Annotated in this window: 10 protein-coding genes; 3 read left to right on the top strand and 7 right to left on the bottom strand. The window is 70.5% G+C overall.

Annotated elements, in window-relative coordinates; all coding sequences use genetic code 11:
* Nucleotides 1-62: 62 nt before the first annotated feature.
* Nucleotides 63-737 carry a response regulator gene (locus tag OG842_RS12170; RefSeq protein ID WP_266729626.1) on the bottom strand — a complete coding sequence of 225 codons (675 nt, stop codon included), beginning with the start codon at nucleotides 735-737 and terminating at the stop codon, nucleotides 63-65.
* Nucleotides 734-2425: a sensor histidine kinase gene (locus OG842_RS12165; protein ID WP_266729625.1), complete on the bottom strand. Its 1692-nt coding sequence runs from the start codon at nucleotides 2423-2425 to the stop codon at nucleotides 734-736. Before OG842_RS12165 ends, OG842_RS12170 begins: the two co-directional genes overlap by 4 nt.
* A gap of 168 nt (nucleotides 2426-2593) precedes the next feature.
* Between OG842_RS12165 and OG842_RS12160 the strand changes: the two genes are divergently transcribed.
* The 3 genes from OG842_RS12160 to trxA all read left to right on the top strand — a co-directional run bounded on the left by OG842_RS12160 (nucleotide 2594) and on the right by trxA (nucleotide 4796).
* Nucleotides 2594-3952: a cation:dicarboxylate symporter family transporter gene (locus OG842_RS12160; RefSeq protein WP_266729624.1), complete on the top strand. Its 1359-nt coding sequence runs from the start codon at nucleotides 2594-2596 to the stop codon at nucleotides 3950-3952.
* Nucleotides 3953-4046: 94 nt separating this feature from the next.
* Nucleotides 4047-4451 (top strand): MerR family transcriptional regulator, encoded by a 405-nt coding sequence (locus OG842_RS12155; protein ID WP_266729623.1) that lies wholly within the window; start codon nucleotides 4047-4049, stop codon nucleotides 4449-4451.
* A gap of 3 nt (nucleotides 4452-4454) precedes the next feature.
* Complete coding sequence (gene trxA / locus OG842_RS12150; RefSeq protein WP_323185728.1) at nucleotides 4455-4796, top strand: thioredoxin; 342 nt, start codon at nucleotides 4455-4457, stop codon at nucleotides 4794-4796.
* Nucleotides 4797-4838: 42 nt separating this feature from the next.
* Here trxA and OG842_RS12145 read toward each other — a convergent pair whose 3' ends face one another.
* The 5 genes from OG842_RS12145 to OG842_RS12125 form a co-directional block, all read right to left on the bottom strand.
* Complete coding sequence (locus OG842_RS12145) at nucleotides 4839-5192, bottom strand: beta/gamma crystallin domain-containing protein (protein ID WP_266729622.1); 354 nt, start codon at nucleotides 5190-5192, stop codon at nucleotides 4839-4841.
* 139 nt (nucleotides 5193-5331) lie between these two features.
* Nucleotides 5332-7740 (bottom strand): 1,4-alpha-glucan branching enzyme, encoded by a 2409-nt coding sequence (glgB, locus tag OG842_RS12140; protein WP_266729621.1) that lies wholly within the window; start codon nucleotides 7738-7740, stop codon nucleotides 5332-5334.
* Nucleotides 7741-7797: 57 nt separating this feature from the next.
* The gene (locus OG842_RS12135) at nucleotides 7798-9192 is read right to left on the bottom strand and encodes a maltokinase N-terminal cap-like domain-containing protein (RefSeq protein WP_266729620.1); all 1395 of its coding nucleotides are present in this window, start codon (nucleotides 9190-9192) and stop codon (nucleotides 7798-7800) included.
* A gap of 237 nt (nucleotides 9193-9429) precedes the next feature.
* Nucleotides 9430-11136 (bottom strand): maltose alpha-D-glucosyltransferase, encoded by a 1707-nt coding sequence (gene treS / locus OG842_RS12130; protein ID WP_266729619.1) that lies wholly within the window; start codon nucleotides 11134-11136, stop codon nucleotides 9430-9432.
* Nucleotides 11133-13172 carry an alpha-1,4-glucan--maltose-1-phosphate maltosyltransferase gene (locus OG842_RS12125; protein WP_266729618.1) on the bottom strand — a complete coding sequence of 680 codons (2040 nt, stop codon included), beginning with the start codon at nucleotides 13170-13172 and terminating at the stop codon, nucleotides 11133-11135. The genes treS and OG842_RS12125 overlap by 4 nt, the downstream gene beginning before the upstream one ends.
* Nucleotides 13173-13261 lie beyond the last annotated feature (89 nt).

The following is a 13261-nucleotide window of genomic DNA, read 5'->3' as shown; positions in this document are numbered from 1 at the left end:
GCCGTCCGCGCCCGCGTCCACGTCGAGTCGGCGAGGACGCGGGCCCGGGTGCCGTCGCTCCGTCAGCCGTTGCGGGTCACCCACCGGTAGTGCAGCTCCGGGCGCCCGATCTGGCCGTACTGCGGACTGCGCACCGCGCGCCCCACCGTCACCAGATGCTCCAGATAACGGCGCGCGGTGATCCGCGAGATGCCCAGCTCCTCCCCGGCCGCCGCCGCCGTCACCCCGTCCGGGGCGGCCCGCAGGGCGCGGGTGACGGCCTCCAGCGTCGGGCTGCTCAGCCCCTTCGGCAGCCGGGCCGGCTGCGGGGCGCGCAGTACGCCGATCGCCCGGTCCACCTCGTCCTGGCCGCTCGCCTCACCGGCCGCCGCCCTGAACTCCGCGTAGCGCACCAGCCGGTCGCGCAGGGTGGCGAAGGTGAACGGCTTCAGCACGTACTGGACGACCCCGAGCGACACCCCCTCCCGGACCACCGCCAGATCGCGCGCCGACGTCACCGCGATGACATCCGCCGAGTGCCCGGCCGCGCGCAGCGAGCGCAGCAGTTGCAGACCGTGTCCGTCGGGCAGGTACAGATCCAGGAGCAGCAGATCGACCGGGGTACGCTCCAGCGCCCGCACCGCCTCCGCCCGCGAATGCGCGACGGCCGCCACCGTGAATCCGGGGACACGGCCCACGTACAGCCGGTGGGCGTCGGCGGCGACGGGATCGTCCTCGACGATCAGTACCCGGATCACGCCGTGGCCTCCTTCGTGGTGTGCGTCGTGGGCCCGGCGAAGGCCAGCGGCAGCCGCACGGTGAAGCGCGCCCCGCCGTCCGCCCCGCCGTCCAGGGCGACCGTGCCGCCGTTGCGGTGCACCGCCTGCTGTACGAGGGCGAGCCCGATGCCCCGGCCCGCTCCATGCGTCGACCAGCCCCGCTCGAACACCTCGGCGGCGTCCGCCGGATCGATCCCGGCCCCGGTGTCGGCGACCCGCAGCAGCAGTTCGCCCTCCCCGGCCAGCGCGGTGACGGTGACCCGGGCACGGGTGGCCCGCCCGTTCCCCGCTCCCCGCTGGCCGGGCACGGACCCGGTGCCCGGCACACCGGTCACCGCCTCCGACGCCGCGTCCACCGCGTTGTCGATCAGATTGCCGAGGATCGTCACCAGATCCCGGTGCGACAGTGTCGCCGGCAGGTCGCCGTCGTCGATCAGGCTGTCGTCCGCGAGCACCAGCTCCACCCCCCTTTCGTTCGCCTGCGCCGCCTTGCCGAGCAGCAGCGCGGCCAGCACCGGTTCGGCGACCGCTCCCACCACCCGGTCGGTGAGGGCCTGGGCCAGTTCCAGCTCGGCGGTGGCGAAGCCCACCGCCTCCTCGGCCCGGCCCAGTTCGATCAGCGAGACGACGGTGTGCAGCCGGTTCGCCGCCTCGTGCGCCTGCGAGCGCAACGCCTGGGTGAACCCCCGCTCGGAGTCCAACTCACCTGAAAGCGCCTGGAGTTCCGTGTGATCGCGCAGCGTCACGACGGTGCCGCGCTGCTCCCCGCCCACCACCGGACGGGTGTTGACCACGATCACCCGGTCCGCCGTCAGATGCAGTTCGTCGACCCGCTCCTCGGAGGCGAGCAGCGCACCGGTCAGCGGCGCCGGCAGCTCAAGCTCGGCGACCCTGCGCCCCACCGCACCCGGCCCCAGACCGAGCAGCTCCCGGCCCGCGTCGTTGATCAGCGCGATCCGGCGCCGTCCGTCGAGCATCAGCAGCCCCTCGCGCACCGCGTGCAGCGTGGCCTGGTGGTAGTCGTGCATTCGGCTCAGCTCGGCGGCGTTCATGCCGTGCGTGTGCCGACGCAGCCGGGCGTTGATCACATACGTGCCGATGCCGCCGAGCGCGAGCGCCCCGCCCGCCGCCAGACCCAGCGCCCCGAGCTGCGCCCGCACCTGCGAGGAGACCCGCTCGACCGTGATGCCCGCACTGACCAGCCCGATGATCCGGGAGCCGTCCCGGACCGGGGTGACGACCCGGATCGAGGGGCCGAGTGTGCCGGTGTACGTCTCCGTGAACGTCTCGCCGCGCAGCGCCCGCGCGGTGTGCCCGAGGAACGTCTCACCGATCCGGTCGGCGTCCGGGTGCGTCCAGCGGACCCGCTCCGGGGACATGATCGTGACGAAGGTGATCCCGGTGTCCCTGCGGACCTGCTCCGCGTACGGCTGAAGCACGGCGGACGGGTCCGGGGTGCCGATCGCCGCCCGTACCGACGGCGAGTCGGCGATCGCCAGCGCGGCCGACCTGACCTGCCGGGTCGCGGTCTCCTTCGCCTGCGCGCGGCCGGAGACGTACGCGAAGAACGCGCACCCCGCCACCACGGCCGCCACCAGCACCACCTGCATGGCGAAGAGCTGACCGGCCAGGCTGCGCGGGCGGGTCCGGGGACGGGGGAGACGCATGGCACCAGTCTGCCTGGCCGAAAACACATGAACGAAATGCACGCAACGGTGACCGGCGTCACAGGGAGCGAGATATTCACCAGGGGTTTTTCCGGCCCGGATCCGCCGGACAGCCCTTGCACCCCCCAGGGACGGGGGAGTGATCCGGACGAGCCGAGGAGAACCCCCGTGGGAGTGGCAGCCGCCAAGCGGGACCGCACGCACTATCTGTATCTGGCCGTGATCGCGGCGGTGGCGCTCGGCATCCTGGTGGGCTTCGTGGCCCCGGGATTCGCCGTCGAGCTCAAGCCGATCGGCACCGGCTTCGTGAACCTGATCAAGATGATGATCTCGCCCATCATCTTCTGCACGATCGTGCTGGGCGTCGGCTCGGTGCGCAAGGCCGCCAAGGTCGGCGCGGTCGGCGGCCTCGCCCTCGGCTACTTCCTGGTGATGTCGACCGTCGCACTGGCCATCGGCCTGCTCGTCGGCAACCTCCTGGAGCCCGGCCAGGGCCTCCACCTCACCGAAGCCGTACGCGCCGCAGGTGAGAAGCAGGCGACCGGGGCGAGCGAGTCCACCACCGACTTCCTGCTCGGCATCATCCCGACCACGATCGTCTCCGCCTTCACCGAGGGCGAAGTGCTCCAGACCCTGCTCGTCGCCCTGCTCGCGGGCTTCGCGCTCCAGGCCATGGGCTCGGCCGGCGAACCGGTGCTGCGCGGCATCGGCCACATCCAGCGCCTCGTCTTCCGCATCCTCGCCATGATCATGTGGGCGGCCCCGGTCGGCGCGTTCGGCGCGATGGCGGCGGTGGTCGGCGAGACCGGTGTGGACGCGCTGAAGTCCCTCGCGATCATCATGATCGGCTTCTATCTCACCTGCGCGATCTTCGTCTTCGTGGTGCTCGGCGCCATCCTGCGGCTGGTCGCCGGGGTCAACCTGATCGCCCTGCTGAAGTACCTGGGCCGCGAGTTCCTGCTCATCCTCTCCACCTCCTCCTCCGAGTCGGCCCTGCCCCGGCTCATCGCGAAGATGGAGCACCTCGGGGTCAGCCGCCCGGTCGTCGGCATCACCGTGCCGACCGGCTACTCCTTCAACCTCGACGGCACCGCGATCTACCTCACGATGTCCTCGCTCTTCATCGCCAACGCGATGGGCGACCCGCTGAGCGCCGGTGAGCAGGTCTCGCTGCTGCTCTTCATGATCGTCGCCTCGAAGGGCGCGGCCGGAGTCACCGGCGCGGGCCTGGCCACCCTCGCGGGCGGCCTCCAGTCGCACCGCCCCGGCCTGGTGGACGGCGTCGGCCTGATCGTCGGCATCGACCGCTTCATGAGCGAGGCCCGCGCCATGACGAACTTCGCGGGCAACGCGGTCGCCACCGTCCTGGTCGGCACCTGGACCAAGGAGATCGACAAGGAGCGGGTGGACAAGGTGCTCTCCGGCGCGCTCCCGTGGAACGAGCAGATGCTCAACCAGGACGCCGACGTGCACGGCGTCCCGGAGCCGCGCGACGGCGAACAGCAGCACGCGGTGGCGAAGGCGTAACCACCGGGCACCGGAAAGGGGCCGTCGCGGGAACTCCCGCGGCGGCCCCTTCGCGCTTGCCTTGACGTCGGCGTCAAGGTCTACCGTCGAGGACATGCGAATCGGGGAGCTGGCCGAACGGGCCGGGACGACCACGCGGACTCTGCGCTACTACGAGTCCCGCGGACTGCTGCCGGCCCGGCGGGCCGACAACGGCTATCGCGCGTACGACGAGGACGACCTGCGGCTGGTCCAGCAGATCCGGACCCTGCAGGACTTCGGGTTCGAGCTGGAGGAGACCCGGCCGTTCGTCGAGTGCCTGCGCGCCGGCCACCCGGCCGGTGACGCCTGCCCCGCCTCGCTCGCCGTCTACCGGCGCAAGCTCGGCGAGCTCGACGCGCTCATCGAACAGCTCCGGACGGTCCGCGCCGAGGTGGGCGCCCAGCTCGCCAGGGCCGAGCTGGAGGCCGGGGCGGCGCTCCCCGGCGGTCCGGAACCACGTTGTGAACTGGGAGGATGACAGATGATTCATGCAGAGGGCGTGGCCGAGGTCACCGACTCCACCTTCGACACCGAGGTACTCGCGGCAGACGGCCCGGTGCTGGTCGAGTTCACCGCCGACTGGTGCGGCCCGTGCCGCCAGCTCGCCCCCGTGCTCAGCGCCGTCGCCACCGAACTGGCCGGCCGCATGGAGGTCGTCCAGCTGGACATCGACACCAGCCCCGGCATCGCGAGCCGGTACGCGGTGCTCGCGGCGCCGACCCTGATGGTGTTCCGGGACGGCGAACCCGTGAAGTCGATGGTGGGCGCCCGCCCCAGGCGCAAGCTCCTCCAGGAACTGGAGGAGGTCTTCGAGACGGCGTGAGGCGGGCGCGACCGGGACTGCGGAACGTCCCTGAGGAAATCCCTACAGGATTTCGATGGCATCGACCTTCGGCACGTTCGAATATTTGATGTTCGACCACCGGGGGATTTTCACCACGTCGCCATTGGCGTCGTAGTACTTCACGTCGTTGTTCCCCGTGGAGATCTGGTCGACCCACCACCCGCCGAAGTTGGTTTTCCCGCGATTCGCATAGCAGTCCACGCTGTCGTGCCCGCTGCCGTCGTGCGACCAGATCTTCAGGAAACCTGCGTCCGGGTCGCAGGTCACGTGGTCGATGGCGGAAGCGGTTCCGGCGGGCCCGGCCAGGGTGAACGCGGCGGCTGCGGCAAGCGCCGCAGCCATCGTGCGCACAACATTCCTCTTTTTCGAGGTCATGGTTTCCCCTTGAATTGAATATGGAACCAAGAGCCCACTTCGACGACGTGGACATCGGTGCTGAGTAAGCATCGTACGAAGTGGATCACCAATTCAGGAGGGCCTGGAGGGGAAATCACCTGAACGTGAATGCCTGCCGTCAGACCGGCCGGAACCAGACCGTCGCCAGCGGCGGCAGCGTCAGCAGGATGCTGCCGGGACGGCCGTGCGCCGCCACCGGTTCGGGCTTCAGCGGTCCGCGGTGGAGTACGTCGCTGCCGCCGTACCGCGCGGCGTCGGTGTTGAGGACCTCCGTCCACGCGACCCGGTCCCCGGGCACGTCCGGGACGCCCACGCGGTAGTCGTGCCGCACCACCGGGGAGAAGTTGCTGACCGCGAGGAGCGGTGAGCCGTGCGCGTCGTAGCGCAGGAAGGCGAAGACGTTGTCCTCGGCGGCGCCCCCGTCCACCCAGTCGAAGCCCTCCGGGACGGTGTCGCGCTGCCAGAGCGCGGGGGTCTCGGCGTACACCGCGTTCAGGTCGCCCACCAGGGTGCGTACGCCCCGGTGGTCGCTCTCCGCCGCGTACGAGGGGTCGAGCAGCCACCAGTCCGGGCCGTGGCCCTCCGACCACTCCGCTCCCTGCGCGAACTCCTGTCCCATGAACAGGAGTTGCTTGCCCGGGTGGGCCCACATGAAGCCGAGGTAGGCCCGGTGGTTGGCGCGCTGCTGCCACCAGTCGCCGGGCATCTTGGAGACCAGCGAACGCTTGCCGTGCACCACCTCGTCGTGCGAGATCGGCAGGACGTAGTTCTCGCTGTACGCGTACACCATCGAGAAGGTCATCTCGTTGTGGTGGTACTTGCGGTGCACCGGCTCCTTCGACACGTACACCAGCGAGTCGTGCATCCAGCCCATGTTCCACTTCAGCCCGAAGCCGAGACCACCGAATCCGCCGTGCCCGACATGGTGGGTGGCGCGGGTGACGCCGTCCCAGGCGGTGGACTCCTCGGCGATGGTCACGACACCCGGATTGCGCCGGTAGACGGTGGCGTTCATCTCCTGGAGGAAGGCGACGGCGTCCAGGTTCTCCCGGCCGCCGTGCTCGTTCGGGGACCAGTCGCCGTCCTTGCGCGAGTAGTCGAGGTAGAGCATCGAGGCGACGGCGTCCACCCGCAGCCCGTCGATGTGGAACTCCTCGCACCAGTAAGTGGCGTTGGCCACCAGGAAGTTGCGCACCTCGGTGCGCCCGAAGTCGAACTCCAGCGTGCCCCAGTCGGGATGCGCCGCCCGCGACGGGTCCGAGTGCTCGTACAGCGGACGGCCGTCGAACTCCGCCAGCGCCCAGTCGTCGCGCGGGAAGTGCGCGGGCACCCAGTCGACGATCACCCCGATCCCGGCCCGGTGCAGGGAGTCGACGAGGAACCGGAAGTCGTCGGGCGTGCCCATGCGCGAGGTCGGGGCGTAGAACCCGGTGACCTGATACCCCCAGGAACCGCCGAAGGGATGCTCGGAGACCGGCATCAGCTCCACATGCGTGAACCCGAGATCCCTTACGTAGGAAGGGAGTTGGTCGGCGAGTTGGCGGTAGGTCAGGCCCGGCCGCCAGGACGGCAGGTGCACCTCGTACACCGAGACCGGTGCCTCGTGCACCGGGACGTCCCCGCGGTGCGCCATCCACTCCTGGTCCCGCCACTGATGGTGCGAGGCGGTCACGATCGAGGCGTTGGCGGGCGGCACCTCGGCGTACCGGGCCATCGGGTCGGCCCGCAGCGTGTGCGAGCCGTCCGGGCGGCAGATGTCGAACTTGTAGAGCGCGCCCTCCCCGATCCCGGGCAGGAACAGCTCCCACACCCCGGTGGAGCCGAGCGAGCGCATCGGGAAGCCGGTGCCGTCCCAGTAGTTGAAGTCCCCGACGACCCGCACACCGCGGGCGTTGGGCGCCCACACGGTGAACCGGGTGCCCGCCACCCCCTGGTGCTCCATGGGCTGCGCGCCGAGGGCGGTCCACAGCTCCTCGTGCCGCCCCTCGCCGATCAGATGCAGATCGAGATCGCCGAGCGCGGGCAGGAAGCGGTACGGGTCCTGGATCTCGATCTCGTTGTCGTCGTAGGCGACCAGGAGCCGGTAGTCGGGCAGCGAGGGCATCGGCAGCAGCCCGGAGAAGAAGCCGTCGCCGTCGTCGTGCAGCTGCGCCCGCAGCCCCTTGGCGAGCACGGTCACCGACCGGGCGTACGGGCGCAGCACCCGGAAGGTCACCCCGCCGCGGACCGGGTGGGCGCCGAGCAGGTCGTGCGGGGCGTGGTGCTCACCGGCGAGCAGCCGGCCCCGGTCGGCGTCGTCGAGTGGGTGGGCCTGGCGTACTCCCCGGGCGGCGGTGGTGGTCCGGCGGGGGCGGGGCGATGCGGCGCCGGCCCGCTCGGACGCCGGCTTCTTCTTCCGTCCGGCCGGGGCGGCCGGTTCCGGCGAGGGCGGTGCCGCGGGGGCCGCCACCGCCTCGGGCGCCGGTGGTTCGGCTCGGGGGGCCTCGGTGGGGGCGGGCGTTCTGCGGGACGGCTTGCGGGCGGTCACGGGGGACAGCCTCCTCGGAAGGGGTTGGGGGAGGAAGGGGGAGCGCGTGCCCGGCCGTCAGGCGTCGGCGGCGGCCAGGCGGTGGATCGCGGCCATCGGGACCGGCAGCCAGTCGGGCCGGTGCCGTGCCTCGTACAGCACCTCGTACACCGCCTTGTCGGTCTCGTGGGCGCGCAGCAGCTCCGGTTCGCCGCGCGGGTCGGCGCCCGAGGCGCGGGCGTACCCCTCGCAGTAGGCGGTCCGGCAGCGGGCCGCCCAGTCGGCGTTCCACGGGCGGTGCGAGCGGGCGGCGTAGTCGAAGGAGCGGAGCATCCCGGCGACGTCGCGCACCGGGAGCTGCGGCCGGCGGCGTTCGGGCAGTGGTTTGGCCGGTTCGCCCTCGAAGTCGATCAGTGACCAGAAACCGTCGGCCGCGCGGAGCGTCTGGCCGAGGTGGAGATCGCCGTGCACCCGCTGGGCCGCCCAGTCGCGCCCCCGGTGCCCGAGTGCGGCCACCGCGTCGAAGGCGGTGCGCAGCCCGGGGACGTACGGCACGAGTTCCGGCACCGCCTGGGCGGCGGCCTCCAGCCGGCGCACCATCGCGGCGGCCAGGTGCTCGGTCTGGGCGCGGTGCAGGGCGGGCGTCGGCAGGGCGGCGGCCAGCGCGGTGTGCACCTCGGCGGTGGCCCGGCCCAGCGCGTGGGCCTCGGCGGTGAAGTCCCGGCCCGCGGCCAGGGCGCGCAGCGCCAGCTGCCAGCCGTCCTGCGCACCGCTCAGGAACGGCTGGAGGACCCCGAGGGTGAGCGGCTTCGCGGCGGTGGCGGCCTCGAACCAGGCGACGGGGGCGGGCACCCGCCCGCAGCCCTCCCGCGCCAGCGCGAGCGGCAGCTCCAGATCGGGGTTGGTGCCCGGGAAGATCCGGCGGAAGATCTTGAGGATGTAGGCGTCGCCGTAGACCAGCGAGGTGTTCGACTGGTCGGTTTCGAGCAGCCGCGGTGCGAGCCCCGCCGCGATGGCAGGGCCGCTCCGGTCGAAGCGGAGCGCGCCCAGGGTGCCGGGCGTACGGAATCGTTCCAGCAGAAGTTCGGCCAGGCGCGGATCGTGCAGCGCCTCGTAGACGGTGCGGCCCGCGAGCGGCCCCTCGGTCACCCGGCCGATGAGCGCGGGTGCCAGCCGGGGCGGCAGCACCGCCCTTACGCCGAGCAGCAGTTGGTAGCAGTCGTCCGGCGACTGCGCGGGTGTGGCCGGCTGATGGGCCCGGACCAGCAGATGGAGCAGCCCGGTTCCGGTTCCGGAACCGGTGCCCACCGGCAGTATCTCGGTCGCCGACACCAGCGAGAACGCGGTGACCGGCCGCCCCTTGCCCGCGAACCACCGCTGCCGGGGCAGCCAGTCGTGCAGCAGGGGGGCGAGAGACGGGAGCAGGGCTGGGCTGTCGGCCAGGGCGACCCGAAGGGATGCAGCCTCCGACATGGCATCGCGTCCTTTCCCCGGGCACACCACAGGATGCGAAGAGTGTCCCGGATTGCGGCAATAGCTGTCCGGCTGTGCGGGACGTGTCGGGTCAGGATGGTCCGTACGGACTCGACTCGATGGGATCAAAACGCCAGATGGGGCCCGGAAGGGGCCGTATGTGTGCGGCGTCGGGAGGGTGTTCCGTGCGGGGCGGCGGAAACCGCCCCGCGGTTGGTGGTGGGAGGTGCTTTAGGGTCAGCTCGGCGGAGCGTCCTTGCGCAGCCGGAACCAGTAGAAACCGTGCCCGGCCAGGGTCAGCAGGTAGGGCCACTTGCCGACGGCGGGGAAGCGCACCCCGCCGATCAGCTCCACCGGATGACGCCCCTCGAAGGACCGCAGATCGAGCTCCGTCGGCTGCGCGAACCGCGAGAAGTTGTGCACGCACAGCACGAGATCGTCCCCGTGCTCACGGGTGAAGGCGAGCACGGCCGGGTTCGACGAGGGCAGTTCGTTGTACGTGCCGAGACCGAAGGCGGGATTCTGCTTGCGGATCTCGATCATCCGCCGCGTCCAGTGCAGCAGCGACGACGGGGAGGCCATCGACGCCTCGACGTTGGTGACCTGGTAGCCGTAGACCGGATCCATGATCGTGGGGAGGTAGAGCCGCCCGGGGTCGCTGGAGGAGAACCCGGCGTTGCGGTCGGGCGTCCACTGCATCGGGGTGCGCACGGCGTCCCGGTCGCCGAGCCAGATGTTGTCGCCCATCCCGATCTCGTCCCCGTAGTAGAGGATCGGGGAGCCTGGCAGTGACAGCAGCAGCGCGGTGAACAGCTCGATCTGGTTGCGGTCGTTGTCCAGCAGCGGTGCCAGCCGCCGCCGGATGCCGATGTTGGCCCGCATCCGCGGGTCCTTGGCGTACTCCGCGTACATGTAGTCGCGTTCTTCGTCCGTGACCATTTCGAGGGTGAGCTCGTCGTGGTTGCGCAGGAAGATGCCCCACTGGCAGTTCTTCGGGATCGCCGGTGTCTTCGCCAGGATCTCGGAGACCGGGTAGCGGCTCTCGCGCCGTACCGCCATGAAGATCCGGGGCATCACGGGGAAGTGGAACGCCATGTGGCACTCGTCGCCGCCCGCCTGGTACTCGCCGAAGTAGTCGACGACGTCCTCCGGCCACTGGTTGGCCTCGGCGAGCAGCACGGTGTCCGGGTAGTGCGCGTCGATCTCCTTGCGGACCCGCTTGAGGAAGTCGTGGGTCTCCGGGAGGTTCTCGCAGTTGGTGCCTTCCCGTTGGTAGAGGTACGGCACGGCGTCCACCCGGAAGCCGTCGATGCCGAGGTCCAGCCAGAAGCGGAGCGCGGAGATGATCTCCTCCTGAACCGCCGGGTTCTCGTAGTTGAGATCGGGCTGGTGGGAGAAGAACCGGTGCCAGTAGTACTGCTTGCGCACCGGGTCGAAGGTCCAGTTGGACGTCTCGGTGTCGACGAAGATGATCCGGGCGTCCGGGAACTGCTTGTCGTCGTCGGCCCAGACGTAGTAGTCGCCGTACGGCCCGTCGGGGTCGGTGCGGGACTGCTGGAACCAGTCGTGCTGATCGCTCGTGTGGTTCATGACGAAGTCGATGATCACGCGCATACCGCGCTGGTGCGCGGCGTCGACGAACTCCACGAAGTCGGCCAGGTCGCCGAACTCCGGGAGCACGGCGGTGTAGTCGGAGACGTCGTAGCCGCCGTCGCGCAGCGGCGACTTGAAGAACGGCGGCAGCCAGAGGCAGTCGACGCCCAGCCACTGGAGATAGTCCAGTTTGGCGGTGATGCCCTTCAGGTCGCCGATGCCGTCGCCGTTGGAGTCCTGGAAGGACCTGACGAGGACTTCGTAGAAGACGGCGCGCTTGAACCAGTCGGGATCGCGGTCCTTGGCCGGGGTGTCCTCGAACGTGTCGTGGACAGGCTCATTGACGATCATGGTGTGGGTGACCCTCCGGTCGGCGGGGACGGTCGCAGGACGACGACGTGCGCGGGCGTGACGCCCGGCTCTAGGCGCACGTAGAAGGTCCTGCCCCAGTGATAGGTATCGCCGGTGAGCTCGTCGCGCACCGGCACGCGATCGTGCCGGTCGAGGCCGAGTCGCGGCATGTCCAACGAGACCGTGGCCTCGTGGGTGTGGTGCGGGTCGAGGTTGACGACCACCAGAACGATGTTCGACCCCGAACGCTTGCTGTACGCGATCAACGCGTCGTTGTCGGTGGAGTGGAAGTGCACGTCGCGCAGCTGCTGCAGAGCCGGGTTGCGGCGTCTGACGCGGTTGAGCGTGGTGATGAGCGGGGCCAGCGAACGGCCCTCGCGCTCCGCCGCCTCCCAGTCCCTGGGGCGGATCTCGTACTTCTCCGAGTCGCGGTACTCCTCACTGCCGGGCCCGGCCGGGGTGTTCTCGCAGAGCTCGTAGCCCGCGTACACACCCCAGGAGGGGGAGAGCGTCGCGGCGAGTACGGCCCGCGTCTCGAAGGCCGGGCGGCCTCCGTCCTGGAGATAGCCGGACAGGATGTCCGGGGTGTTCACGAAGAAGTTGGGCCGCATGTACGAAGCGGTCTCGCCCGACAACTCCATGACGTATTCGGTGATTTCCTGCCGGGTGTTGCGCCAGGTGAAATACGTGTAGGACTGCTGGAATCCGATGGTCGCGAGCGTCTTCATCATCGCGGGCCGGGTGAATGCCTCGGCCAGGAAGATCACATCGGGATCGGTCCGGTTGATGTCCGCGATCACCTTCTCCCAGAAGATCACCGGCTTGGTGTGCGGATTGTCGACGCGGAAGATCCGTACGCCGTGATCCATCCAGAACCGCAGAATGCGCACTGTCTCCGCGACCAGTCCGTCCAGATCCTTGTCGAAGGCGATCGGATAGATGTCCTGGTATTTCTTCGGCGGATTCTCGGCATGGGCGATCGTGCCGTCCGTGCGGTGGTGGAACCACTCCGGGTGCTTCTCCACCCAGGGATGGTCGGGAGAACACTGGAGCGCGAAATCGAGGGCGATCTCCATGCGCAGATCACGGGCGGTCGCCACGAAATGATCGAAATCCTGGAGCGTGCCGAGATCGGGATGGACGGCGTCGTGACCGCCCTCGGCCGAGCCGATCGCCCACGGCACCCCCACGTCGTGCGGGGCGGCGGAGAGCGCGTTGTCGGGGCCCTTGCGGTGGGTGGTCCCGATCGGGTGGACGGGCGGCAGATAGACCACGTCGAAGCCCATCGCGGCGACCGCGGGCAGCCGTTCGGCGGCGGTGCGGAAGGTGCCGCTGACGATCCTCGTCGGGACCTCGGCCGCCTTCGCCGCCCTGCCCTTCCGCTTCGTGGGCGGGCCGGCCGATTCGACCCTGGCGCCCTCGGAGCGGGGGAAAAGCTCGTACCAGGAGCCGAACAGGGCCCGCCGGCGCTCCACCACCAGCGGCAGCGGCGGGGACGCGCTGACCAGTTCGCGCAGCGGATGACGGGCGAGCGCGGCCCGCGCCTCGGGGGCGAGCGCCGCGGCCAGCCGGGCGGCGGCCGGACGGGATTCGTCGCGCAGCGCGTCCACGGCGGCCAGCACCGCCTCGCGCCCGTCCCGCTTCGGTACGCCCTCGGCGGCCCGCTCGTGCAGCTCGGCACCCTCCGCCAGGACGAGCGCGGTGTCGATCCCGGCCGGAATCTTGATCCCGGCCTGCTGCCGCCAGGTGGCGACCGGATCGCTCCAGGCCTCGACCGTATACGTCCAGCGGCCCTCCGAATCCGGGGTGGCATCGGCGCCCCAGCGGTCGGTGCCGGGGGCCAGCTCGCGCATCGGCGTCCAGGGACCGGGACGCCCGCCCGGGTCCACCAGGACCACATTGGCGGCGACGGCCTCATGGCCCTCGCGGAAGACGGTCGCGGTGACCTGGAAGGTCTCACCGGCAACGGCCTTGGCGGGCCTTCTGCCACAGTCGACGAGGGGACGGACGTCGAGGACGGGAATGCGACCGATCATGGAATCACCTGGGGACTGGTACTGGGACTGGGAATGGGGCTGGGAGCGGGACCGGGGTCGAGCGGGGCGCGGCACAGCGGCGGAGGGCG

The organism is Streptomyces sp. NBC_00376 (genome assembly GCF_036077095.1).
Classification (GTDB): domain Bacteria; phylum Actinomycetota; class Actinomycetes; order Streptomycetales; family Streptomycetaceae; genus Streptomyces.
This window is presented reverse-complemented; position numbering and strand designations above follow the sequence as displayed.

What these genes read in the sequence shown, in the direction of transcription:
- OG842_RS12135 (WP_266729620.1), bottom strand. Translation starts at nt 9,192, where the DNA reads ATGTCGGAGGCTGCATCCCTTCGGGTCGCCCTGGCCGACAGCCCAGCC.
- OG842_RS12125 (WP_266729618.1), bottom strand. Translation starts at nt 13,172, where the DNA reads ATGATCGGTCGCATTCCCGTCCTCGACGTCCGTCCCCTCGTCGACTGT.
- OG842_RS12155 (WP_266729623.1), top strand. Translation starts at nt 4,047, where the DNA reads ATGCGAATCGGGGAGCTGGCCGAACGGGCCGGGACGACCACGCGGACT.
- OG842_RS12145 (WP_266729622.1), bottom strand. Translation starts at nt 5,192, where the DNA reads ATGACCTCGAAAAAGAGGAATGTTGTGCGCACGATGGCTGCGGCGCTT.
- OG842_RS12165 (WP_266729625.1), bottom strand. Translation starts at nt 2,425, where the DNA reads ATGCGTCTCCCCCGTCCCCGGACCCGCCCGCGCAGCCTGGCCGGTCAG.
- trxA (WP_323185728.1), top strand. Translation starts at nt 4,455, where the DNA reads ATGATTCATGCAGAGGGCGTGGCCGAGGTCACCGACTCCACCTTCGAC.
- treS (WP_266729619.1), bottom strand. Translation starts at nt 11,136, where the DNA reads ATGATCGTCAATGAGCCTGTCCACGACACGTTCGAGGACACCCCGGCC.